The organism is Zhongshania aquimaris (assembly GCF_019312595.1).
GTDB classification, from domain to species: Bacteria; Pseudomonadota; Gammaproteobacteria; order Pseudomonadales; family Spongiibacteraceae; genus Spongiibacter; species Spongiibacter aquimaris.
This window is the reverse complement of sequence record NZ_JAHWDQ010000001.1, coordinates 421,935-444,189: the sequence shown is the minus strand read 5'-3', so window position 1 is coordinate 444,189 and position 22,255 is coordinate 421,935. Positions and strand designations below refer to the sequence as shown.

Genomic DNA, 22,255 nt, shown 5'->3' with positions numbered 1-22,255 from the left:
AATGAGAATATTGGTCTTGTCGGCCTACCATGCAGACAGCCATCGCTGCTGGCTGGACGGTCTGATGGCGCATCTATCAAATATCGAGTGGACAGTATTGAGTTTGCCCGCCCGTTATTTCAGTTGGCGCATCCGTGGTAACAGTCTGACTTGGGCAATGCAACAAGGAGAGGTGTTAAGTGCCGCTTATGACGTGGTTCTAGCAACGTCAATGACGGATCTATCTGCCTTGCGCGGCTTAGTGCCGGCGCTTTGCCAAATTCCGACGGCGGTGTATTTTCATGAGAATCAATTTAGTTACCCGCAAAGCGCGCTGCAGCGCGACAGCGTCGAACCGCAGATATTGAATTTGTATACTGCCTTAGCAGCCAACAGAGTGCTGTTTAACAGCGAATACAATCGCAGCACATTTTTAAGCGGTGTAGATACCCTAATGGCACGCTTACCTGATTTCGCGCCCCGCGCGGAGGTTGCTGCCGGCTTGGCAAATTGCGACGTGTTACCAGTGGGTATCGACCTCGACCTCAATGCCCCGAGAAGACTATCCGCCGGAGCTCGGCTGAAAGTTTTATGGAATCATCGCTGGGAGTACGACAAGGGGCCGGATCGCCTATTAGCACTAGTCAAAGAGTGCGAACGGCAGGGCTTGGCTATCGACTTTTATATCGCTGGCCAACAGTTTCGAAACTCCCCTGACGAATTTGAGCAAATCGAGACAATACTATCAGCGAGCGATAATTTAGTGTTGGCACAGTGGGGCTATGTAGCAGACTCGGTTCAGTACGCTGAAGTTTTGGCGAGCTGTGATATTGCCCTATCTACCGCTATTCATGACTTTCAGGGCTTGTCAGTCTTGCAAGCGGTTGCGGCAGGCTGTGTTCCGCTGGTACCAGATCGCCTTTGCTACCCGCAGTGGTTTAATGCGGAGTACCGTTACCAGAGCAGTGATAATCTTACTGAGGAAGCGGCGGCCTGTTGCGCAAAGCTAGCTGAGCTCCTTGTGCAAAAAAAGGCGGGGCGATTGTCCTCGGTCGATATATCGATGTTGGATTGGGATGTTTTAGCACCGAAATACTTGAGTATATTTGAAGAGCTAAGCTCGTAAGCATTGTTTGAACTTAGGTGGATACTGACAGCGTTGGGGCGAGCCAGTATCATAAGCGCCTTTATTACACGCTGAGAGAATATTGTTCGCTCGCAGCCGACATAAACAGGAAAATACTATGGCAAAGCAGCGGGTACTCACCGGCATTACCACAACCGGAACACCGCATTTGGGAAACTACGTCGGCGCAATTCGACCTGCGATTGCCGAGAGTAAGCGCGGCGAATTTGACGCCTTCTTTTTTCTTGCCGATTACCATGCGCTTATAAAAAGCCATGAGCCAGCAATGGTGCATCAATCCAGTCGCGAGATTGCTGCGACATGGTTGGCACTGGGCTTGGACACAGACAGCAGCACCTTTTATCGTCAATCTGACGTGCCCGAGATAACTGAACTGAGCTGGATTCTGACCTGCGTCTGCGCAAAGGGTTTAATGAATCGCTCGCACGCCTATAAAGCCGCGGTGCAAGCCAATGAGCAAAACGGTGATGATCCCGATTTTGGTGTCACGATGGGGTTGTTTAGCTACCCGATATTAATGGCCGCCGACATACTTATGTTCAACGCGAGTAAAGTGCCGGTGGGGCGTGATCAAATTCAGCATATTGAAATGGCGCGTGATATGGCGCAGCGTTTCAATCATCTTTACGGCGACACCTTTGTTCTTCCAGAAGCGGTAGTTGATGATGTTGCCGTATTAAGTGGGCTTGATGGTCGTAAAATGAGTAAAAGCTACGGCAATACCATCCCCTTGTTTCTGCCTGAGAAAAAATTACAGAAACACATCAATAAAATCAAAACCAATCTTTTAGAGCCGGGTGAGCCAAAAAATACTGACGAATCGACTGTCTTCGAAGTTTGGCAGGCTTTTGCAACGCCTGCGCAAACGGCCGATATGCGTCAAAAATTTGCTGACGGTATAGCGTGGGGACAGGCAAAAAAGGAGCTTTTTGAATTAATTAACTCACATATAGCCCCCGCTCGCGAGCGTTATGAGGCTATTCTTGAAGACAGTCAGTACTTGGAGGTAGTGCTTAAAAAAGGTGCCGAGAAAGCTCGATCGCAAGCGGCGCCAATGCTGGCTGCGGTTCGAAAAGCTGTTGGTTTGGCCGCGTTTAAGTAAGCGCTTTAACGTGTCGACACAAAGGAAGTGCCGACGGGGCTGATGGTGGGAACCGTTTTTTTTTCTGGTGATGACACGATGTCCATTTGGCGGGTAAGCCAAATGGACATCGACTTCAGTTCAGTGTCAGCTATTGCGTATTTATTAAATACCAGAGCTGAGAGAAGCGCTTCATCACACAGTATTGTGCAATGAAGCGCTATTGCCTGACGGCTTAGTCAGATTAGAAATCGAAGCCCACTTCTAGATAGGCTGCGCGTGGCTCTCCTACAAAATAACGGTAGTTGCCAAAGGCATAGTCGGCTCTTTCTGCGTAATCAATATCTGTCAGGTTGTTGATTCTAACAACAGAGTAGAGCTGCTTGCCGTACTGCTGGCGCCAGCGAAGGTTGCTAAGAGTGTGACCTGGATAGCGATATAAATTATCTTCTTCTAAGAAGTATTCACCTTGATACTGAATTTCTAATTCGAAGCGAGTATTGGTAAGCGGCGACCAGCGCAACAATGTACCTGCTAGTTGGCGCGGTGCTGAGTCTATTTCATTGCCCTCTGCAGTAAGCGCATCGTTGGCGTATTGGTGTTTGCTGTAGCTAGCCTGTAATTGCCAAAGCAAGCTAGGCGCAATTTGCCAGCTGAAATTTGCCTCGAGTCCACGGTCTATGGTTTTGCCGCCGTTGATATTGCTGCGATTACTATCTTGAATAATCACGTCGTTTTTATGCATTACATAGGCTGAAACGCGATATTGAAAAGTCTCCCAATTGCCGCGTAAACCTAGTTCTATACTGTTGAGCGATTCTTCATCGAGATCTGCATTGAGCTGTTGAGCTTGCAGTCGGTATAGTTCAGCGGCTTGAGGTGCTCTGAAGCCGTGGCCGGCATTGGCAATTAGGTCGGTGTGATCGCTCAAGTTTTGAACGACGCCAAGATTAAATGAGCTATTCCGAAAGCGTTCCTTGTCGTCCGCAGGGCGCGCGTAGCGGCAGGTACCGGACGGGCAGGCGCTGCCATCTGCCGCGGTATTACCGTCGATCATCAAATTGTCGTAGTCGTAAAATTGAACGTCGTAGCGGCCGCCGAAATTGACTTTTGTGCTTCTAGTTGCCTGCCAATCCCCACCAATAAACCATGCGCCGTACAGGGCGTCTACGTCATAGTCGTAGTGCTGACCGGTGGGAAATGAGCCAAACGTGGCCTGGCTTTGGGACTGCTTTAAATAGGCTTTGGTTACTTCCATGTCGAAGCCGTTATAGAGCGTGACATTGTCGCTGTAGTTTTGATAAAACGCGGTCTGTAGACCGGCGGTGCGCTCGCCGTTTTCTTCCAGTGGAGTACCGAGTAAAAAGTGTTGGAGAAATTCCATTTCGGTGTAGCGTAAATACGGTGTCACAACAAAGCGGCTGTCTCTTTCGCCGTCGCGCTCAAAGCGGCTGTAATAACGAACGCTGGTGCTGTTGCGAAACGCCTCCGGATTTGGATTTTCTCTTTTGCGATCATCATTTTTGTAGGCATCTTCGCCTAAAATATAGCCGGCGGTTTCCTGGTTTAGATTACTTGCCGCCAACATGGATTGAATATTCCAAGTTTCGCCATGATAGTCGTGGCGCAAATTCATTTTTTGCTGATCGTAACCTGATTCATCCTTAAAGCCATCGTCGTGATTGCCTTGCAGGCTTATGCGGTAGCCATGTTTGCCCGTTGTATTGCTGTGGCTCGCCTTGATGCGGCCGTACTTATCCGGGCCTGCTTCAAATGATAGGTGGGTCTCCGGTTCGGCAGAAGATGCTCGGCTAATCACATTGATCACGCCATTTAATGCATTGGAACCGTGGACCGCTGTTCCTGGCCCACGAATAACTTCAATGCGTGAGGCTTGCTCGGCATTCACGTCGAATAGTTGATTTACGTTGCAAAAGCCGGGAGCGCGAAGTGGAATGCCGTCTTCGGCAAAATAAAATGCACCGCAGCTGCCAGTGCCGGTTAATACGCCGGAGCGAATAGCCGTTAAATTCTCTTGGCCGTTGCCGCGACTAATTGATACCCCAGGTACTTGGCTTAATATTTGGCTGATATGGGTATGACCAATGCTTTCTATGTCTTCTTGGCTAATAACGCTAATTGCCAGGCTCTGGTCACCGAGTTGTTTCTCAATTCGGTCAGCGGTTACCGCGACGGTTTCAGGCTTGTTTGGCTTGTCACTTGCCGCAATACTTAGGCCGGACGCCAGACTGATACTGATTGCCAGCGGGGTAGCGTATTTTTTAATCATGTTTAAGCTATTCCTTTGTGGTCTTCGCCGCTTATTTTTTATATAGAATGAAAAGCCCTTCGGCTTCGCTAAGTAAGGTGTCACCGCTATGGCATTCGCCATGAATCACAATCTGTCGGTCTTTTTGCTTTTCTAGCCACGTTGTAAAACGAAGCGGTGTCAACAAGGGGGTAGGTTTACGATATTTTATTGTCAGGCTCGCTGTTAAGCCGGGCAAATCATTGGCAATAGCGGTAAACGCTAAGACCTGATCATATACCGCGCTGATGATACCACCGTGAACACAGTTGGGCGGCCCTTCGTGAATTTTGCCGAAGCTACCTTCCGCGTATACGTTGTTGTTCTCTTGCCAGATGCGAAGGTTCGGCGCAATCGGATTAAAGTAACCGGTGATGGGGCTACAAGGTAATATATTGCGAAAGTCTCCTTGGTAGTCCGGTGAATAGAACTCAATCATTTTGCGGTTACGTAACGCCGCCATCTGTTGATTCAGTTGCAAGAGGGTTGTCTGTATTTGGGTGAGCTCCTCGCCGCTTCCTCCTAGCGTTTGGCTGCTTTCTAGTGCCTCGCTGAGTTGTTCACAGATATCGCGAAGTTGCTGACGTTGTTGATCGCTGGCCAACATCTACTAATTGCCCCATGGCGGTATGAAGTAGCGCAAGAGTGTAATAGGAGCTTGCCTTGATGGAAAGCAAACCTAAGCTAGAAGCCGTATTTTTCTCATCTTAGCTTCGTTGCCAATGGCGATAAAGAGTGGAATCAGTGCATGAACTGCAGGTTTGCGGAGGGCTTAATCTGTAATTTCAAAGCAGCTTCCAGTCGGTGTTTGTTTTCTCGGTCGTTCGATGGGGGTGCAATGCAGTCTTTCTGGAATCGACGGCACCAGTAGGCTATTAAATTCCGTTACGTCGATGATGTCTTCAGATAACCAGCGCTCCAAAATACTTTGCTCTGGCGGTAAAAACAGCGGCGTCGACTTGTTGTGAATCGTTTGCCATTTCGGGTGTGGTGCAAGGGTAATCACGCTGCAGGAGCGAATTTGCTCGCCAGTTTTTTGGTTTATCCATTCTCTGTAGAGCCCGCCAAGTGCAAATGCAGTACTAGTTGGCTCAATGCGATGGTAGTGTCGCGACCCTTTCGCGCCATTGCCTTCTATTATGTAGGTGGCAGGTATAATGCAACGGCTTTCACGATAAGCATGAAACCCTGCGCTACCGAGCGTGTTTAATTTATCTGATCGTGTGTTGAAACTAGTGTATTTAGAAGGCTTTGGGCCGTCTGGTGTTTGCTCAAGTAAAAGCCACCAAATTGCACGCGTCACAGTACGCTGGCCATACTTACTCAGAATAATGTCGATATTTGCTGCTGGCCCCGTTCCGGTATTGTCGCGGAGCAAGCCGAGATCAATGCCCAGAATAAGCATTAAGGTTTTGGCGAGTGGTGAATCTATGGCATTGCCGAGATAGCCGCACATGAGTCAATTCATCTTAGGAGACGTGCAAGGCTAAAACGACTTAAGGCGAATCGCAAATAAAATTAGGGTTAATTGTTTGGCGGAGTTTTAAGATTTGCATTGAACTTGGGGTATTTTTTGCGCATTGCTAACTGTGTAAAACTAGTTGCTCAAAAGAGGTTTAGCGGCTTGTTTTTATCGTCTTACATGGTACCAGTGGGCGGACTCGAACCGCCACTCCCGCAAAGGAACCAGATTTTGAATCTAGCGTGTCTACCAATTTCACCACACTGGCATGTAAGTGGGGCGCGATTATAACAAGCTTTTCTGTGGGGTCAATCGACTGGGACATTTTATTTGTTAATGTGGCAAAGGCTGTATGCATATTGATCTACTCTGGTGGAGTCCCGTGCCATTTTCCGCTAATCTTGCGCCCTTCCGAACGAAAGCAGACATTATGCGGCGCAGTGATTTTAATTTTGAGCTTCCTGAAAGCTTAATTGCCTATCATCCCATGCCTGAGCGCGATGGCAGTCGTCTATTGGTTTTAGATGATGAACAGCGCTGTCAACATCGGCAGTTTAAAGATTTGCCGTCTTATTTGCAGGCGGGCGATTTGATGGTCTTCAACAATACTCGGGTTATCCCGGCACGATTGTTTGCGGTGAAGGCGACCGGCGGTCGGATAGAAATACTCATTGAGCGCTTGCTAGACCAATATAAAGTGTTGGCACATGTGCGCTCGAGTAAATCGCCCAAGGCGGGTGCTGAGCTGAGTTTGTGTGCGAGTGCAGAGGCGGAGCCAACTGATGATGTCGCTACTGTGCTGGGCCGTCACGATGCCTTGTTTGAGCTGACTTTTGCCTCGCCAGTGTTAGACGTGCTTAATCGTATCGGTCACATGCCGCTTCCACCTTATATAGAGCGTGAGGATGCGTTGGACGATCGCGAGCGCTATCAGACGGTATACGCTAGCCGTGATGGGGCGGTCGCCGCTCCGACCGCGGGATTACATTTCACCGATGGTTTGATGCAGCAATGTCGTCGTAAGGGCGTTGATATTGCGTTTGTTACTTTACATGTCGGTGCTGGCACATTTCAGCCGGTGCGCGCAGACGATATTCGCGATCACCAAATGCACGCCGAGTACATTGAGGTGAGTGAAGAGGTTTGTGAGCGGGTACGCGCAACGCGGGCACGCGGTGGTCGTGTTGTGGCGGTAGGGACAACCAGTGTGCGCAGCTTGGAGTCAGCCTCACAGTCTGGTGAGATAGCGGCCTTTTCTGGCGACAGTCGCATATTTATATATCCGGGTTACCAGTTCCGCAGCGTTGATCTGATCGTCACCAATTTCCACTTGCCAGAGTCAACCTTGATTATGTTGATTAGCGCTTTTGCCGGTCGCGATGCGGTTCTTGGTGCATACGCCGAGGCTGTGGCCGAGCAATACCGCTTTTTTAGTTATGGTGATGCCATGTTGGTATTCCCATCAAGTCATACCGAGAAACAGGATTAGTTTATGACTGAGTGCCGAATGCGCTTTGATTTGAAGGCCAGCGATGGTTTGGCGCGTCGCGGAACGCTGGATTTTCCGCGCGGTAAAGTGGAAACCCCCGCATTTATGCCGGTGGGTACCTACGGTACCGTCAAGGGCATGTTGCCGCGTGACATTAAGGAAATTGGCGCGCAGATTATTCTTGGCAATACCTTCCACCTTAGCCTGCGGCCGGGTACAGAGGTGGTAAAAGCCCATGGCGATCTGCATGATTTCACGGGGTGGCAGGGGCCGATACTAACCGACTCCGGCGGCTTTCAGGTTTGGAGTCTCGGTAAGCTGCGCAAGATTAGTGAAGCGGGGGTGTCCTTTAAATCGCCAGTAAATGGCAGCGATGTGTACTTAGACCCAGAAACATCAATGCAAATTCAGCGTGATTTGGGGGCGGACATCGTCATGATATTTGACGAGTGCACGCCGTATCCCGCCACCGAGGCGGAAGCGCGAACGTCTATGGAGCTGTCCTTGCGTTGGGCTGAGCGCAGTAAAACCGCGCATGCCGGCAACGACGCGGCTTTGTTTGGTATTGTGCAGGGTGGCATGTACCCCGAGTTGCGCCGAGAATCTTTGCAGGGGTTAAAAGATATTAATTTTGATGGTTTTGCGATTGGCGGTTTATCCGTCGGCGAGCCAAAAGATGAAATGTTAATGGTGCTCGATTCGCTAGCGGAGCATATGCCTGAAGACAAACCCCGTTACCTAATGGGGGTGGGCAAGCCGTCAGATATTCTAGAGGCAGTTATGCGCGGCGTTGATATGTTCGATTGTGTGATGCCAACTCGCAATGCGCGCAACGGTCATCTGTTTACGTCTACGGGTGTGATTAAAATACGGAATGCGAGCCACCGCTTTAACAATGCACCTTTGGATGCTAAATGCGATTGTTATACGTGCCAGAATTTCTCGCGGGCCTATTTACATCATCTCGATAAGTGTAAGGAGATTTTAGGCGCACAACTAAACACGATTCATAATCTTCGTTATTATCAAAACCATATGACGGCAATTCGCCAAGCTATTGAAGAAGGGCGCCTAGCGCAATTTGCGGAAGAGTTTTATCGCGAACAAGATGGAAGGGGCGATGTATAAATTAGTGTTTTTTGTACCTGCCGCGCACTGCGAACAGGTGAAGAATGCGGTGTTTGATGCCGGTGCCGGTGGGCAAGGTAATTACGGTCACTGTAGCTGGCAGGTATTGGGTCAGGGACAATTCATGCCCTTGGCGGGTAGCCAGCCCTTTATAGGTGGGCTGGGAGAAGTGGAAATAGTAGACGAGTTTAGGGTGGAAACACTGTGCCCCGAAGAGTGTGTTAACGACGTGATTGCTGCGTTGAAAAACGCACATCCCTACGAAGAGCCGGCTTACGAGTTGTATCAGCTGGCATCGATCTGAATTGTTGCCTTTTTAAGGAGATTCACTATGTTGTACCAATTGGGTGAGCGCCGTGTTCAGCTTGAGGGCAGTGGTCATTTTGTCGCGGATAACGCGACCGTTATCGGCTCGGTGACGCTAAAAGAAAATGCCAGTATTTGGTTTAACGTGGTCATTCGCGGCGATGTCGATGACATCGTGATCGGCGCGCGCAGCAATATTCAAGACGGCTCGATTCTTCACACCGACGCGGGTTTTCCCATGCATATTGGCGACGACGTCACGGTGGGTCACAAGGCGATGTTGCATGGTTGCACTATCGGTCAAGGCAGCCTAATTGGAATAAACGCAGTCGTGCTTAATGGTGCCAAGATCGGCAAAGGCTGCTTGATCGGTGCAAACGCGTTAGTGACAGAAGGTATGGAAATACCCGATGGCTCAATGGTGTTGGGGTCGCCGGCTAAAATACGCCGTAGCTTAAGCGCTGAAGAACAGGCGGCACTGATGATGTCTGCTGCGCATTATGTTGAAAATGGTCATCATTTCGCCGCCCAGTTAAAGCCTCAGGACATGGCATGAGTGATGGCAAAGAAAAAGCGGTAGCGTCGCCCTGTGTCTCGGTTTGCGCATTGGACAATGACGACATGTGTACCGGCTGCTACCGAACGCTAAAAGAGATTGGCGACTGGTCGGAAATGGATAATGTGCGCAAGCGTGAAGTGATTGTGCTGGCAAATAAACGCTGCCGCAATCGCTATGGCGATCTGGGCTAGGGCGATATTTGCCGGCGCACTAGCGCCGGTTTTTGCCCTTGCTATAAGCTCGAACGGACTGGATTAGATTGCCTTTCATTTCGAGAATTTCAAAGTAGTAGCGATCTATGGTTAACCCGACTGAGCCTTCTGGAAACGATTCCAATTTCTCTAGCAGCAGGCCGTTCAAGGTTTTTGGCCCATCTGTAGGTAAGTCCCACTTCATACTTTTATTAATGTCTCGGATTGTTGTGGTGCCGTCTACCAGGTAAGTACCATCCGCCTGATGCACGATATCCTCGGTGTCAGTACTTAGGTTCGACGTAAATTCGCCGACAATTTCTTCCAGCAAGTCTTCCAAGGTCACAATTCCCTGCATCACGCCGTATTCGTCAACGACTATGCCCATGCGGCGTTTTTGTTTCTGAAAATTAAATAGCTGAGTATTGAGTGGGGTGCCTTCTGGAATAAAGTAAGGGTCTCTAATCGCCTGGAGTAAAGCATCGCGCTGAACGCGACCTTGGGCATCTACACTGTTAATGATGTCGCGCTGATGCAGAATGCCGACAATGTTGTCGATGTCATTTTGATAGACTGGAATACGGGTGAATTCGGCGTCGCGCAATTTGCGAATGATGGTGTCGGTGTCGGCATCGACGTCGATACCAAAGACCTCGTTGCGGGGGATCATAATATCGTCCACCGTGATTTGTTCGAGGTCGAGGATGTTCATTAACATCCCTTTGTGGTGTTTGGGAATTAAATGACCGGCTTCCCCCACAATCGTCCGCAGCTCGTCTAGGCCGATATGTTCTGTTCCGTCGTTTTTTTCTATGCGCGTTAGGCGGAGCACAAACTGGGTGACGTGACTGACTAGCCAAATCACAGGAAACAAGAAGGCTTTCAGTGGCAGCAATGCATGGCTGACCGTATAGGCGACGGTTTCTGATTTATACGCAGCGATGGTTTTGGGAATGATTTCCGCAAAGATAAGGAAAACCAAGGTTAGCAATATTGACGCGGGAACGACGGCGTTATCGCCGTAAAGCCGAATTGCGACAATTGTAGCGATGGACGCAGCTAAATTATTGACCAGATTATTGCCGATCAAAATAGTGCTGATCAGACTGTCAGGCTCTTCAAGTAGTTTTGCGGCGCGTTTAGCACCTCGATGGCCGGATTTTGCGCGATGACGCATACGATATCGGTTGAGGGACATCATCCCGGTTTCTGAGCCGGAGAAAAAACCGGACAGGACGATTAATGCAGCTAAAATGCCAAAAAGAAGACCCAGCGGTGCCTCGTTCAAAAAGCCCAAAACTCCTTAGTTACTTAAAAGAGCGCTAATCTTGACCAAAAAAAGGGGGCGCGACAAGCGTAATCTCAGGTGCTGCTCACATGGATGATGATAGACAAGGCGATTTTGGTGCCGAGGTAGCCTAGTAATAGGCAGGCAAACGCCCATAAGGTCCAGCGAATGGCGACTTTTCCGCGCCAGCCCAGTGCCACGCGGCCGCAGAGTAATATCGCTAATAATATCCACGACAGAACAGAAAAAGCGGTTTTATGAAGCAAGTGTTGGGCGAGCATGTCGTCGACATAGATGCCGCCGGTGATTATGGCCAGAGACAGCAGTGCAAAGCCAGCCCAAATAAGTTCGAATAGCATTGCCTCCATTGTTTGCAAGGGAGGCAAAATGCTCGGTAAGCCCTTTAAATGATGTTCGCGTAACATGCGATCTTGGAGAGCAAGCACTATGGCCTGAGTGGCTGCTATGGTAAGCACGCTATAAGCCAATATCGAAAGCAAAATATGACATAAGACACCAATTGGCTGGTGTTGAAGTAATTGTTGGCGCTCAGGGATTAAAAGTTCTGCAAATAAGCTCACCGCGGCGAGTGGGTACAAGGGGATTAGCAGGTTGTGGAGTGGTCTGCGCAAGCTTGCACTCACGGTGATTAAGCAAATCAACCAAGTAATCAGGGATAAAACCTGAATAACGCCGAGATCCATGCCGTTGACGGTGTGGATGGCGGTAATTGCGGCAACAGCGTGACACAATACGGCAGCCAAGCCGGTCAGTAGGCTGGGCCGGCTGAGATCGCGGTTTAGGTCGCGGTATTGCATGCCTGCGGCAATAGTATAAAAAGCAATGGCGGCGATACTGCTGTATAAATTCATCGTTATGTGTGGCCGTTATATCCGTATTGTTTAAGAGCGTTGGGTCTGCCTGATGACTCGGTTATACTGCTACATTATTTTACGCCGCGCCTTCTATTTACGGTGTAGCACAGCGATCAGATTGTAAGCGGGTTCACGATAGTATGTCGACTTGAACCGTGTTGCCATATTAATTACTTTTAGCTTTCAGAGAGTTTACGCATGTTTGAGAATTTAACCGAACGCCTTTCGCAGACCCTGCGCCATGTCACTGGTCAGGCGCGGTTGAGTGAAGACAATATAGCCGATGCCATGCGCGATGTGCGTATGGCCCTGTTAGAGGCCGATGTTGCCTTGCCGGTAGTAAAGGATTTCGTCGAGGCGGTTAAAGCGCGGGCGGTGGGTCAGGAGGTGAGTAAGAGCCTGAGCCCAGGTCAAATGTTTATCAAGATCGTCCAGCAGGAGCTGGAGCGGATCATGGGCAGTCAGAACGAGACATTGAATCTGGCCACGCAGCCTCCGGCAGTAATGTTAATGGCGGGCTTGCAGGGGGCGGGTAAAACCACATCTGTTGCCAAGCTGGCAAAATTTCTACAAGAAAAGCATAAAAAGAAGGTCTTGGTGGTCAGCGCCGATATATATCGGCCAGCGGCAATAAAGCAGCTGGAAACACTGGCGAATGATATTGGTGCGGGTTTCTTTCCAAGCAACATTGATCAAAAGCCAGTTGATATTGCCAATGCAGCCATTGCCGAAGCGAAGTTGCGCTTTTACGATGTGGTGATTGTCGACACCGCCGGCCGTTTGCATATTGATACCGATATGATGGCCGAGATAAAGGATCTTCATGCGGCTATTAAGCCGATTGAAACCTTGTTTGTTGTCGATGCGATGACTGGTCAAGATGCGGCGAATACCGCCAAGGCATTTGGCGAGGCACTGCCGCTGACCGGTGTCATTTTGACCAAGGCAGACGCGGATAGCCGCGGTGGTGCGGCACTGTCGGTGCGCCATATTACAGGCAAGCCCATTAAATTCATCGGGGTTGGCGAAAAGACCGATGCGCTTGATCCCTTTTACCCAGACCGGATTGCGTCGCGCATCTTAGGTATGGGCGATATTTTGTCGCTTATCGACGAGGCGGAGTCCAAGCTCGATAAAGATAAGGCGGAGAAGCTCGCCAAAAAGCTTAAAAAGGGTAAGAAGTTTGATTTAGAAGATCTGCGTGATCAGCTCCAGCAAATGCAGAATATGGGCGGCATGAAAGGCCTGCTAGATAAATTGCCGGGCATGGGAAATATGGCGCAAATGGCGCAAAGCCAGATGGACAATAAGATGTTCACCCGCATGGAGGCGATTATCAATTCAATGACGCCCGCCGAGCGGCGCAATCCGGATTTGTTAAATGGTTCTCGCAAGCGCCGCATCACTGTCGGTTCTGGCACCGAAATTCAAGATCTGAACCGTTTGCTCAAGCAGCATAAGCAAATGGCGAAGATGATGAAAAAAATGGGTCAGAAGGGTGGTATGACAAATATGATGCGTGGCATGGGTGGAATGATGCCACCTGGTGGCGGAGGTGGTCGCTTCCCTGGAATGTAATGGCTTGAGCTAAGGTTGGTGCGGTTATCCTTGTGTAGAATAATCGCCCGTTCTTATCTTGATGTCGCGTATAATTTTTGCCGTTAATTGATTGATAAATATAATAAATTTTTATTTTTCTTTAGGTTTGCAACTGCCTTCCATTCTCTAGCTTTAGCATGCATTTGGGGGCGCTAAGAAAAAGCGCGCTAAGTGTTTCATATATCATCGATTTCCCTTATAATTCCGCGCCTTTATGGCTTCGGTCATATAATCGCTTCGAATTTTTCGATAAGCAGGTATGAAAACCTGCCCAAATGCTAGGAAATGAAACAAGAATGGTCACTATTCGTTTGGCACGTGGCGGCTCTAAAAAGCGCCCATTTTATCATCTGACAGTTACTGACAGCCGCACTTCACGCGACGGTCGTTTTATTGAGCGCGTTGGTTTCTTTAATCCAGTTGCTCGCGGTAACGAAGAGCGTTTACGCGTTGACAGTGCGCGTGTAGACCACTGGGTTTCGCAAGGTGCTCAAGTGTCTGATCGCGTTGCAAAACTGCTTAAAGACGCAGCAGCTGCCGCTTAAATGACAGCATTTACCCCGGAAAATCGGGTTGTTATCGCTAAGATTTCTGCGGTGTACGGGGTAAAGGGATGGGTGAAAATACATTCATTCACCGATCCCATAAGTAATTTTTTTGATTATAGCGATATGTACTTCTGCAGGGCTGAGAAGTGGCAGCGTGCAGAGTTTGATGAGTGCCGTGCACATGGCAAGGGTATTATTGGCCACCTGAAAGGGGTTGATGATCGCGATGTGGCTGCAAGCTACTGCGGTCTTGAGTTGTCAGTTGCAGAAGCGCTGCTGCCCAAGCTTGAAGGTGATGATTTTTACTGGCATCAACTGACAGGCTTGAAAGTGGCAACACTTTACTCTTCGGCGGAGCCGGTATTGCTTGGTGAAGTTAGTCACCTACTTGAAACGGGTGCAAACGATGTTCTTGTCGTGCAGAAATGCATGGGAAGTCTGGATGATAAGGAGCGTTTAATTCCTTATGTGCCGGAGCAATTTATAAAAAATATCAACCTAGATACGGGGATGATATTGGTGGACTGGGATCCTGAGTTCTAGTTAAAAAGGGCTAAGGGGACGACGTTTTGGACATATCGGTGGTCAGCCTTTTTCCCGAGATGTTCGCTGCAGTCAGCGATTACGGTGTAACCGGTCGCGCAGTTCAAAAGGGTCTATTGAATATTTCGTGTTGTAATCCACGTGATTACACCACTGATCGTCATCAGACAGTGGACGACCGGCCCTACGGCGGTGGCCCAGGAATGGTGATGATGACAGCCCCGCTTGAGCAGGCTATCCACGCCGCCAAAGCGAAGGTAGCGCTAGGTGCGACGGTGATATATTTGTCGCCGCAGGGGCGCCAACTAGACCAGCAGGGCTTGTTGGAGTTAGCACAAAGGCCGTCACTGGTGTTATTGGCGGGGCGGTATGAAGGAGTAGATGAGCGCCTAATTGAGGCCGAAGTCGACGAAGAGTGGTCGATAGGCGATTACGTGCTAAGCGGCGGTGAACTGGCCGCCATGGTGATGATCGACGGATTGAGTCGTTTGCTACCAGGGGTATTGGGACATCACTTGTCGGCGGAGCAAGATTCGTTTGCCGACGGATTGTTAGATTGTCCGCATTACACGCGGCCTGAGCATTACCGTGATAGAGCGGTGCCAGACGTGTTGTTAAGTGGTAATCACGAAGCGATACGGCGTTGGCGACTTAAGCAGTCGCTGGGCCGAACTTGGTTGCGGCGCAGAGATCTACTGCAAAAAGTAGAGCTGAGTAGCGAACAAAATACATTGCTGGCGGAATTTATCCGTGAGCTTGACGATTAACTGACATCTAGCTGTGAAGCTATAAACTTTCGAATTTAGGAGCATGCCATGAGCACCAACAAAATTATTGCCGAACTGGAAGCAGAGCAGGCCACCAAAGAGCTGCCGGAATTCAGCCCCGGTGACACCGTTGTCGTTCAGGTAAAAGTGAAAGAGGGTGCTCGTGAGCGTCTTCAGGCTTTTGAAGGTGTTGTTATTGGTATCCGTAACCGTGCCCTGAACTCTGCTTTCACCGTACGTAAAATTTCTCACGGTGTCGGTGTAGAGCGTACTTTCCAGACATACAGCCCATTGATCGACAGCATTGAGGTTAAGCGTCGCGGCGACGTGCGCCAAGCGAAACTTTACTACTTGCGTGAACTGAGCGGTCGTGCAGCACGTATTAAAGAAAAGTTGGGCGCAAAAGCCTAAGTTTTTGATAGTCCTAAAAAGGCAGCCATTGGCTGCCTTTTTTGTTTTCTTGGTGAGTAAATTAAGTCGCTCGCGGCGTGAGATTACAAATCAGAATAAGTGGAAAAAAGCGAGTGCGTAGAGTGTATTTTCATCGCATACTTTCTAGCCTGTCCCCGCCGCAAGATCGCGCTAGCTTCCCTGAGGCGGTACACAAGTTTGATAGTGCTTGGGTGGATGAAACTTGTAGCGATAAAATCGTTCATATTGAGGTGTTCGATATTCGCAGAATCTGGAGAAGTTGTTTGAATAATTACATGAGAGTTATTGTGCGTCGTGTTTTCTTGCTGCTGGCCTTTGGTGCTGCGCTGTTTCAGTTATCCAGTCACGCCGCCGCGTCGGTCGTGATTGATAAAGCCGCCGACACGGCAATTCGTGCGTCTTTTAAGGCAACGCGACCTGATATCGTCATTAGTCAAATAGAGGCCAGTGGCATACCTGGTTTATACGTTGTTAGCATGCAAAACGGCCCTACAGTTTACGCTAGTGCGGACGGCCGTTATTTTATCGCCGGCGATATGTTTGAAATCAGCGCGGCGGGTATTGAAAGCGTGGCTGAGAAAAAGCTTAAGCCGGTGCGCAAGGAGTTGCTTGCACAAATAAAGCGTGAGGACATGATTGTTTTTAGCCCTAAAGGTGAAACCAAGGGCGCTGTTTATGTTTTTACCGACGTGGATTGCGGTTACTGTCGCAAGCTTCATGAAGAAGTACCGCAATTAAACGCAATGGGCATAGAGGTGCGTTATCTCGGTTATCCACGTGCGGGTTTAGGTACGCCGACTTACGATAAAATGGTGTCAGCGTGGTGTGCAGATGACCGCAAAGCGGCGATGGATTCGCTAAAGGTAGGCGCTGCAATTGATCCTAAAAAATGTACTAACCCCATTGCCGCAGAGTATCAGCTTGGGGCTCAAATGGGGGTAACGGGAACACCAGCTATCGTGCTGGAAGACGGCAGTATGATTCCTGGCTATAAAACTGCTCAGCAGTTAGGGCCGATGATACTGAATTAATAGCTAGGGTCTGTTGCCGTTTCAGCACCACCACTGCTGGAGGTCATTTTTCCGTCTGGCAAGGCAGAAGGAACGCGGTTTGGTGGTTCCAAATAAGTGACTGATAACGCTGCTAGACGGAAAAATGGCCCCAGCGGAACGCCGCCCGGCCCTTTGGGGTGCGCCTGAAAGCGCGCCACTTGTCGTTGCTCCTCGCTCATTTGGAACCACCAAACCACACTCGTCGCGTCCCGGCGGGGTTCCGCTAAATTGGCGCGCTTTCAGGCGCAACAGAGGCGGTGATGAAACGGCAGCAGACCCTAGCAAATAGCGTTAAAAGGGAGCAATTAGCTCCTTTTTTTATGCGCTGATTTCCATCCTGCTTTTTTCTTCGCTCCAACTTTGTAACCAAATGTCATTTTTTTTGTTGCTAATCGACATGGTTACACCTCATCTCTTTGTTCCAGAATAGCCCTCCTGATTTTAATGTGCTCGCCGTTAATTTGTGTCGTGGGAGGCTTGGCATTTATCGATCAGTGTGTCACTGAGCACAATAATGGGCGCCTGACGACAGATTCTGCATCCAAGGCTAAGCTATATTGTCCTGAGCTGTAAGGTCGCATGGTGGATGAAGGTGTGCAGCTATGCGACGGTGCGAGTCATATGCAGGAATACGCAATTTGTAATCTCTAAGTTAACGCCTGTATCGACCAAATACTGGCCGGTAAATCAGAAATAATGAAAAAAATCATCGCGCGTTCAATTTTTGAAAGGCGCTAAATTTTAACTCACCTTACAAATGGGAGAAGACAGATGGATATTAACGGGAAAGTAGCAGTTGTCACCGGTGGTGCTTCAGGCTTAGGTGAAGGTACTGTGCGCGCTTATGTTTCGAAAGGCGGCAAGGTCGCTATTTTTGATATGAACGCCGACCGTGGCAACGCCATCGTTGCCGAGCTGGGTGCGGATAAGGTCAGCTTCCACAATGTTAATGTCGCGGATGAAGACTCTGTGTCGACGGCCATCGCCGAAGTCATGGCAAAGTTTGGTGCAATCCATATCTGCAATAACTACGCGGGTATCGGCAGTGCGGCTAAAACCTTGAGCAAAAACGGCGCATTCCCACTCGACGCATATAAAGCCGTTATTAATGTGAATTTAATTGGCACTTTCAATGTTGCGCGTCTAGTCGCCGAGCAGATGGCGAAAAACGAGCCCTACGATGGCGCCAATGCGCGTGGTGTTATTATCAACACCGCATCGGTTGCTGCTTATGAAGGTCAAGTTGGCCAAGTTGCCTACAGTGCTTCAAAAGGCGGCGTTGTCGGAATGACGTTGCCAATGGCACGTGATTTGGCGTCATATGGCATTCGTGTGAACACAATTGTACCTGGTCTGATTCACACGCCGCTGTTTGAGACTATTCCAGAAGCCGCCTACAAATCCTTGGAAAACAGCGTGGTTAATCCTCAGCGTCTGGGTCGCCCAGATGAGATCGCTCACCTGTCAGTCATGATTGCTGAAAACGAATATATGAACGGCGAGTCTATCCGCTTGGATGGTGCCATTCGTATGCAGCCTCGCTAATTGCGCTTAACCAAGCCGAATATGGCGTCGTAGCGATTGCGCGACGCCAAAGAAAGGAGCTGCTATGTCAGACTACCAATGTCTTGAATATAAAAAGGTCGGGATGGTCACGGCAATCCATTTGAATCGTCCGGATTCCTTAAATGCCTTCAATCGTCAGATGCGTAGCGAGCTACTAATCGCGCTTGAGCACGCGAATCAAGATAGTGATGTTCGCGTTGTTGTTCTCGGCGCCAATGGGCGGGGGTTTTCATCTGGAGCGGATTTGGCTGAAGGGTTTCTTGATGGTCAAACCGTTGAAGATCAGATCCTTGATGAATACGGGCCGATACTGTCATTAATCGGCGCAATGGATAAAACTGTCATTGCCGCATCTCCGGGAGTTATGGCGGGTGTTGGCGCGGCGATCGCAATGCGTTGCGATCTTCTGGTGATGGCTGAGACCGGTAATTTAATGATGGCATTTAGCAATGTCGGACTCGTACCGGATGGCGGTGCGAGTTGGCAGTTGCTGCGCTATTTAGGGTACCAGCGCTGTTACGCTTTAATGGCTGAGGGTGGCCGCATCGACGCATCAATCTGTCTCAATGCCGGCATCGCAAATAAGTTGGCTCCTGCAGATCAGGTACTTGACACCGCAATGACGTGGGCAGAAAAACTTGCCCTGCGAGCGCCGGTGGCATTGCGTGAGATGAAAAAGCTACTTCGTCAAGCTGCAGATGATAGTTATGACGAAACCGTAAAGCGTGAGGCAAAGGCGCAGAAAATTTGTGTTGAAACGGCTGATGCTAAAGAGGCGATGCAAGCATTCTTTGAAAAAAGGCCGCCCGTATTTCGCGGGGAGTAAGTTTTTTGAGAATTATTTTGATAACAGCGTCCGCGCTGAAACGAGGATAGAAAGATGAGTGATGAAGTATTAGTCAGTGTTGAAGACGGTGTGATGATTGTGACCATCAATCGTCCAAAAGCAAAAAACTCTGTGAACCTCGCCGTTGCCAAGGGCATCGCTGCGGCAATGGAAGAGTTGGATAGCAACGATGAGATTCGCGCCGCGATTTTGACCGGTGCGGATAATACATTTTGCGCCGGGATGGATCTAAAAGCCTTTGTTACTGGTGAAATGCCTATTATTAAAGGCCGTGGATTCGCGGGTTTGTGTGAGCAGCCCCCAAAGAAGCCTTTAATTGCAGCGGTAGAAGGTTTTGCTTTGGCTGGCGGTTTTGAATTGGCTATTTGCTGCGACCTGATTGTGGTTGCGGATAATGCCAAATTTGGTATTCCTGAAGCTAAGCGTGGATTGGCGGCGGCAGCGGGTGGCCTGATGCGTTTGCCGCGTCAAATACCTTCTCGCGTAGCAATGGAAATGGCTTTAACGGGCGATTTTATCAGCGCGCAACGGGCCTATGATTTAGGTTTGGTCAATAAAGTTGTTGAGGCCGGTGGCGCACTAGAAGGTGCGAAAGCCTTCGCACGTAGCATTGCAGCCAATGGCCCCATGGCTGTTATTGCGAGTAAGCAGGTTGTTATCAACTCGCAGGACTGGCAGCAAAACGACATGTTCCCAGAGCAAGCTAAAATAGTTGATCCGGTATTTAGTAGTAAAGATGCCATTGAAGGGGCGACAGCTTTTGCGGAAAAACGCGCGCCAAACTGGAAAGGTTGTTAATCGCCCGCAGGGCTTATAACGAGGAAATAATGATGAAAGAAGCATGGATTATAGACGCCTGCCGCACTCCGCGTGGTATTGGCAAAGTTGGCAAAGGCTCATTGGCTGGTATTCACCCACATCAGCTGGGCGCTACCGTGTTAAAGGCACTTGCTGAGCGCAATAAATTAAACACGGCCGATGTTGACGATATTATCTGGGGTACCAGTTCACAGCGTGGCGAACAGTCTGGCGATTTGGGTCGTATGGCTGCATTAACGGCAGGTTATGATGTGAAAAGCAGTGCAGTAACTCTAGATCGCTTTTGTGGCTCTGGTATCACCGTTGTTAATTTGGCAGCCTCGTCAATCATGTCTGGTATGGAAGATGTGGTTATTGCCGGTGGTACTGAAATGATGTCGAACTACGGGCAGAACGGCAACGACCCGTCTATGTTCCTGGATAACGGCAATATGGTATTGCGTGAGGTCCACCCTCAGCCTCACCAAGGTGTGTGTGGCGATGCGATTGCCACCTTAGAAGGTATTACGCGTGAAGACTTGGATAAGCTAGCGTTCACTAGTCAGCAACGCGCTGCCCACGCTATAGAGAATGGTCACTTCGACAAAAGCCTAGTGCCCGTATACCGCGAAGACGGCTCGCTTGCTTTGGACAAGGAAGAATTTCCGCGTCCTAGCACGACATTAGAAGGTTTGTCGCAGCTTAAGCCCGCCTTTGCTGAGCTGGCTTATTACCCGCTAGATGAGGCGGGTACTACCTACGCGGGTCTAGTGAATAAAGTCTACCCAGACCTAAAAATTAGCCACGTTCACCACGGCGGTAACTCCTCAGGTGTAGTTGATGGTGCAGCGGCTATTTTGCTGACGTCGCCAGAATATGCAAAAGCAAATGGCCTCAAGCCGCGCGCGAAAATTGTTGCTATGGCAAATATGGGTGACTCACCAACCCTTATGCTAAATGCACCCGTACCAGCAACGTTGAAAGTGCTCAAAAAAGCCGGTTTAACCGTTGATGATATCGACCTATTTGAAATCAACGAAGCCTTTGCAGTTGTTGCTGAAAAGTATATTCGCGACCTGAAATTGGATCGTGACAAGGTCAACGTCAACGGCGGCGCAATGGCACTTGGCCATCCTATCGGCGCTACCGGTGCAATCTTGATTGGCACGGTATTAGACGAGTTAGAGCGCCGTGGCCTTAAGCGCGGTTTGGTTACCATGTGTGCGGCTGGCGGCATGGCACCTGCAATCATTATTGAGCGTATCTAGTTGCTTGTAGATTAAAGGATGTAGCAAATGAAGACTCGTATTACCGAGATGCTGGGGATTAAATACCCCATTATTCAAGGCGGTATGCAGTGGGTCGGACGCGCCGAGCTAGCCTCGGCGGTGTCTAATGCGGGCGGCTTGGGAATTTTGACTGCACTAACACAGCCAACTCCCGAAGACCTGTACCGCGAAATCCTTCGCTGTAAAGAAATGACGGATTTACCTTTTGGCGTAAACCTCACTATTTTGCCGACGATTAATCCCGTTCCCTATATGGAATATGCTGAAGCCGCGATTCAGGGTGGCGTTAAAATAGTGGAAACCGCTGGGCGTAGCCCAGAGGACTTTATGCCGCTATTTAAAGCTAATGGCGTGCGGGTCATTCATAAATGCACCTCCGTTCGTCACGCCCTTAAAGCCGAGCGAATTGGTTGCGATGCGGTCAGTGTTGACGGTTTTGAATGTGCAGGACACCCTGGTGAAGACGATGTCACTAATATGATTCTGCTACCTGCGGCGGCGGCAAAACTGAGTATTCCCATGATCGCCTCCGGCGGTATTGGCGATGCGCAAGGCCTGGTTGCAGCACTGGCGCTGGGTGCGGAAGGTATTAACATGGGCACGCGTTTTGTTGCGACCAAGGAGGCGCCGGTTCACGATAATGTGAAACAGGCTATGGTCGACGCCGATGAGCGCCAAACCGCATTGATTTTCCGCAGTCTTAACAATACCGCGCGGGTTTTTCGCAATGCGATTGCTGAGCAAGTGGTCGAGATAGAAGGGCGCGACGGCAAAACCGAATTTGTCGATATTCAGCCTTTAGTAGCGGGCGCACGCGGTCGCGAAAATGTGTTGGAAGGCGGCGACGTCGACGGCGGTATCTGGACGGCCGGTATGGTCATTGGTTTGATCAATGATATCCCAAGCTGCCAAGTTCTGTTAGACCGCATGGTTAGCGAGGCAGAAGCGATTATTAGCCGACGTCTCATGAGTTTGTGTGGGGAAGATTGACGCTCTTCTTT

The 22,255-nt window shown here is 49.5% G+C and carries 24 protein-coding genes and 1 tRNA gene; 18 read left to right on the top strand and 7 right to left on the bottom strand.

Going from position 1 to position 22,255, the window contains the following annotated elements; genetic code table 11:
* Position 1 precedes the first annotated feature (1 nt).
* Both KXJ70_RS02130 and trpS read left to right on the top strand, forming a co-directional pair.
* Complete coding sequence (locus KXJ70_RS02130) at positions 2-1,105, top strand: tRNA-queuosine alpha-mannosyltransferase domain-containing protein (protein ID WP_219041806.1); 1,104 nt, start codon at positions 2-4, stop codon at positions 1,103-1,105.
* Positions 1,106-1,223: 118 nt separating this feature from the next.
* A complete protein-coding gene (trpS, locus tag KXJ70_RS02125) occupies positions 1,224-2,228 on the top strand; it encodes a tryptophan--tRNA ligase (protein WP_219041805.1) in 1,005 nt (334 codons plus the stop codon).
* A 223-nt stretch (positions 2,229-2,451) separates the two neighbouring features.
* On the opposite strand, the gene KXJ70_RS02120 is transcribed toward trpS, so the two are convergent.
* From KXJ70_RS02120 to KXJ70_RS02105, 4 genes are all read right to left on the bottom strand, one after another.
* Positions 2,452-4,497 (bottom strand): TonB-dependent receptor, encoded by a 2,046-nt coding sequence (locus KXJ70_RS02120; RefSeq protein WP_219041804.1) that lies wholly within the window; start codon positions 4,495-4,497, stop codon positions 2,452-2,454.
* Positions 4,498-4,528: 31 nt separating this feature from the next.
* Entirely contained in the window at positions 4,529-5,122 is a 594-nt protein-coding gene (locus tag KXJ70_RS02115) for a PaaI family thioesterase (RefSeq protein WP_219041803.1), read from the bottom strand.
* Between the two features lie 165 nt (positions 5,123-5,287).
* Positions 5,288-5,971, bottom strand: coding sequence for an SOS response-associated peptidase family protein (locus tag KXJ70_RS02110; RefSeq protein WP_219041802.1), 684 nt, complete (start codon positions 5,969-5,971; stop codon positions 5,288-5,290).
* Positions 5,972-6,158: 187 nt separating this feature from the next.
* Positions 6,159-6,245 (bottom strand) — tRNA-Leu (locus tag KXJ70_RS02105).
* Positions 6,246-6,407: 162 nt separating this feature from the next.
* Here KXJ70_RS02105 and queA point away from each other — a divergent pair.
* Genes queA through KXJ70_RS02080 form a run of 5 tightly spaced genes read left to right on the top strand, consistent with a single transcriptional unit; the run spans position 6,408 to position 9,650 of the window.
* The gene (queA, locus tag KXJ70_RS02100; protein WP_219043062.1) at positions 6,408-7,466 is read left to right on the top strand and encodes a tRNA preQ1(34) S-adenosylmethionine ribosyltransferase-isomerase QueA; all 1,059 of its coding nucleotides are present in this window, start codon (positions 6,408-6,410) and stop codon (positions 7,464-7,466) included.
* 18 nt (positions 7,467-7,484) lie between these two features.
* Positions 7,485-8,594: a tRNA guanosine(34) transglycosylase Tgt gene (tgt, locus tag KXJ70_RS02095; RefSeq protein WP_439655073.1), complete on the top strand. Its 1,110-nt coding sequence runs from the start codon at positions 7,485-7,487 to the stop codon at positions 8,592-8,594.
* Complete coding sequence (locus KXJ70_RS02090) at positions 8,587-8,898, top strand: YqfO family protein (RefSeq protein ID WP_219041800.1); 312 nt, start codon at positions 8,587-8,589, stop codon at positions 8,896-8,898. Before tgt ends, KXJ70_RS02090 begins: the two co-directional genes overlap by 8 nt.
* A gap of 27 nt (positions 8,899-8,925) precedes the next feature.
* Complete coding sequence (locus KXJ70_RS02085) at positions 8,926-9,456, top strand: gamma carbonic anhydrase family protein (protein WP_219041799.1); 531 nt, start codon at positions 8,926-8,928, stop codon at positions 9,454-9,456.
* A complete protein-coding gene (locus KXJ70_RS02080; RefSeq protein WP_219041798.1) occupies positions 9,453-9,650 on the top strand; it encodes a DUF1289 domain-containing protein in 198 nt (65 codons plus the stop codon). Before KXJ70_RS02085 ends, KXJ70_RS02080 begins: the two co-directional genes overlap by 4 nt.
* 19 nt (positions 9,651-9,669) lie before the next feature.
* Here the strand turns inward: KXJ70_RS02080 and KXJ70_RS02075 are convergent, their stop codons facing one another.
* A complete protein-coding gene (locus tag KXJ70_RS02075; RefSeq protein WP_219041797.1) occupies positions 9,670-10,938 on the bottom strand; it encodes an HlyC/CorC family transporter in 1,269 nt (422 codons plus the stop codon).
* 74 nt (positions 10,939-11,012) lie between these two features.
* Positions 11,013-11,810, bottom strand: coding sequence for a cytochrome C assembly family protein (locus tag KXJ70_RS02070; RefSeq protein WP_219041796.1), 798 nt, complete (start codon positions 11,808-11,810; stop codon positions 11,013-11,015).
* Between the two features lie 201 nt (positions 11,811-12,011).
* On the opposite strand from KXJ70_RS02070, the gene ffh reads away from it, so the two are divergent.
* From ffh to KXJ70_RS02040, 6 genes are all read left to right on the top strand, one after another.
* Positions 12,012-13,391, top strand: coding sequence for a signal recognition particle protein (gene ffh, locus KXJ70_RS02065; RefSeq protein WP_219041795.1), 1,380 nt, complete (start codon positions 12,012-12,014; stop codon positions 13,389-13,391).
* Positions 13,392-13,708: 317 nt separating this feature from the next.
* Positions 13,709-13,957, top strand: a complete 249-nt coding sequence (rpsP, locus tag KXJ70_RS02060) for a 30S ribosomal protein S16 (RefSeq protein ID WP_219041794.1) — start codon at positions 13,709-13,711, stop codon at positions 13,955-13,957.
* Positions 13,958-14,503, top strand: a complete 546-nt coding sequence (rimM, locus tag KXJ70_RS02055; protein ID WP_219041793.1) for a ribosome maturation factor RimM — start codon at positions 13,958-13,960, stop codon at positions 14,501-14,503.
* Positions 14,504-14,529: 26 nt separating this feature from the next.
* Complete coding sequence (trmD, locus tag KXJ70_RS02050; RefSeq protein ID WP_219041792.1) at positions 14,530-15,270, top strand: tRNA (guanosine(37)-N1)-methyltransferase TrmD; 741 nt, start codon at positions 14,530-14,532, stop codon at positions 15,268-15,270.
* 48 nt (positions 15,271-15,318) lie between these two features.
* Positions 15,319-15,681, top strand: coding sequence for a 50S ribosomal protein L19 (rplS, locus tag KXJ70_RS02045; protein WP_219041791.1), 363 nt, complete (start codon positions 15,319-15,321; stop codon positions 15,679-15,681).
* Between the two features lie 113 nt (positions 15,682-15,794).
* Positions 15,795-16,733, top strand: coding sequence for a DsbC family protein (locus tag KXJ70_RS02040; protein ID WP_219041790.1), 939 nt, complete (start codon positions 15,795-15,797; stop codon positions 16,731-16,733).
* On the opposite strand, the gene KXJ70_RS02035 is transcribed toward KXJ70_RS02040, so the two are convergent.
* Entirely contained in the window at positions 16,730-16,933 is a 204-nt protein-coding gene (locus KXJ70_RS02035; protein ID WP_219041789.1) for a hypothetical protein, read from the bottom strand. The genes KXJ70_RS02040 and KXJ70_RS02035 overlap by 4 nt on opposite strands.
* Before the next feature lie 592 nt (positions 16,934-17,525).
* Between KXJ70_RS02035 and KXJ70_RS02030 the strand changes: the two genes are divergently transcribed.
* The 5 genes from KXJ70_RS02030 to KXJ70_RS02010 all read left to right on the top strand — a co-directional run bounded on the left by KXJ70_RS02030 (position 17,526) and on the right by KXJ70_RS02010 (position 22,244).
* Positions 17,526-18,299, top strand: a complete 774-nt coding sequence (locus KXJ70_RS02030; protein ID WP_219041788.1) for an SDR family NAD(P)-dependent oxidoreductase — start codon at positions 17,526-17,528, stop codon at positions 18,297-18,299.
* A 64-nt stretch (positions 18,300-18,363) separates the two neighbouring features.
* Positions 18,364-19,146: an enoyl-CoA hydratase/isomerase family protein gene (locus KXJ70_RS02025; protein WP_219041787.1), complete on the top strand. Its 783-nt coding sequence runs from the start codon at positions 18,364-18,366 to the stop codon at positions 19,144-19,146.
* A 54-nt stretch (positions 19,147-19,200) separates the two neighbouring features.
* Positions 19,201-19,965: a crotonase/enoyl-CoA hydratase family protein gene (locus KXJ70_RS02020; RefSeq protein WP_219041786.1), complete on the top strand. Its 765-nt coding sequence runs from the start codon at positions 19,201-19,203 to the stop codon at positions 19,963-19,965.
* Positions 19,966-19,997: 32 nt separating this feature from the next.
* Positions 19,998-21,233: an acetyl-CoA C-acetyltransferase gene (locus KXJ70_RS02015; protein ID WP_219043061.1), complete on the top strand. Its 1,236-nt coding sequence runs from the start codon at positions 19,998-20,000 to the stop codon at positions 21,231-21,233.
* A 27-nt stretch (positions 21,234-21,260) separates the two neighbouring features.
* The gene (locus tag KXJ70_RS02010; protein WP_219041785.1) at positions 21,261-22,244 is read left to right on the top strand and encodes an NAD(P)H-dependent flavin oxidoreductase; all 984 of its coding nucleotides are present in this window, start codon (positions 21,261-21,263) and stop codon (positions 22,242-22,244) included.
* Positions 22,245-22,255: the final 11 nt, after the last annotated feature.

Excerpts from the sequence above, each read along its gene's own strand:
- KXJ70_RS02010 (WP_219041785.1), top strand. The coding sequence starts at position 21,261 with ATGAAGACTCGTATTACCGAGATGCTGGGGATTAAATACCCCATTATT.
- queA (WP_219043062.1), top strand. The coding sequence starts at position 6,408 with ATGCGGCGCAGTGATTTTAATTTTGAGCTTCCTGAAAGCTTAATTGCC.
- trpS (WP_219041805.1), top strand. The coding sequence starts at position 1,224 with ATGGCAAAGCAGCGGGTACTCACCGGCATTACCACAACCGGAACACCG.
- rimM (WP_219041793.1), top strand. The coding sequence starts at position 13,958 with ATGACAGCATTTACCCCGGAAAATCGGGTTGTTATCGCTAAGATTTCT.
- KXJ70_RS02110 (WP_219041802.1), bottom strand. The coding sequence starts at position 5,971 with ATGTGCGGCTATCTCGGCAATGCCATAGATTCACCACTCGCCAAAACC.
- KXJ70_RS02130 (WP_219041806.1), top strand. The coding sequence starts at position 2 with ATGAGAATATTGGTCTTGTCGGCCTACCATGCAGACAGCCATCGCTGC.
- KXJ70_RS02070 (WP_219041796.1), bottom strand. The coding sequence starts at position 11,810 with ATGAATTTATACAGCAGTATCGCCGCCATTGCTTTTTATACTATTGCC.
- rplS (WP_219041791.1), top strand. The coding sequence starts at position 15,319 with ATGAGCACCAACAAAATTATTGCCGAACTGGAAGCAGAGCAGGCCACC.
- rpsP (WP_219041794.1), top strand. The coding sequence starts at position 13,709 with ATGGTCACTATTCGTTTGGCACGTGGCGGCTCTAAAAAGCGCCCATTT.
- KXJ70_RS02025 (WP_219041787.1), top strand. The coding sequence starts at position 18,364 with ATGTCAGACTACCAATGTCTTGAATATAAAAAGGTCGGGATGGTCACG.
- KXJ70_RS02020 (WP_219041786.1), top strand. The coding sequence starts at position 19,201 with ATGAGTGATGAAGTATTAGTCAGTGTTGAAGACGGTGTGATGATTGTG.
- KXJ70_RS02015 (WP_219043061.1), top strand. The coding sequence starts at position 19,998 with ATGAAAGAAGCATGGATTATAGACGCCTGCCGCACTCCGCGTGGTATT.
- tgt (WP_439655073.1), top strand. The coding sequence starts at position 7,485 with ATGCGCTTTGATTTGAAGGCCAGCGATGGTTTGGCGCGTCGCGGAACG.
- ffh (WP_219041795.1), top strand. The coding sequence starts at position 12,012 with ATGTTTGAGAATTTAACCGAACGCCTTTCGCAGACCCTGCGCCATGTC.
- KXJ70_RS02120 (WP_219041804.1), bottom strand. The coding sequence starts at position 4,497 with ATGATTAAAAAATACGCTACCCCGCTGGCAATCAGTATCAGTCTGGCG.
- KXJ70_RS02080 (WP_219041798.1), top strand. The coding sequence starts at position 9,453 with ATGAGTGATGGCAAAGAAAAAGCGGTAGCGTCGCCCTGTGTCTCGGTT.
- KXJ70_RS02090 (WP_219041800.1), top strand. The coding sequence starts at position 8,587 with ATGTATAAATTAGTGTTTTTTGTACCTGCCGCGCACTGCGAACAGGTG.
- KXJ70_RS02115 (WP_219041803.1), bottom strand. The coding sequence starts at position 5,122 with ATGTTGGCCAGCGATCAACAACGTCAGCAACTTCGCGATATCTGTGAA.
- KXJ70_RS02035 (WP_219041789.1), bottom strand. The coding sequence starts at position 16,933 with ATGAGCGAGGAGCAACGACAAGTGGCGCGCTTTCAGGCGCACCCCAAA.
- KXJ70_RS02085 (WP_219041799.1), top strand. The coding sequence starts at position 8,926 with ATGTTGTACCAATTGGGTGAGCGCCGTGTTCAGCTTGAGGGCAGTGGT.
- KXJ70_RS02030 (WP_219041788.1), top strand. The coding sequence starts at position 17,526 with ATGGATATTAACGGGAAAGTAGCAGTTGTCACCGGTGGTGCTTCAGGC.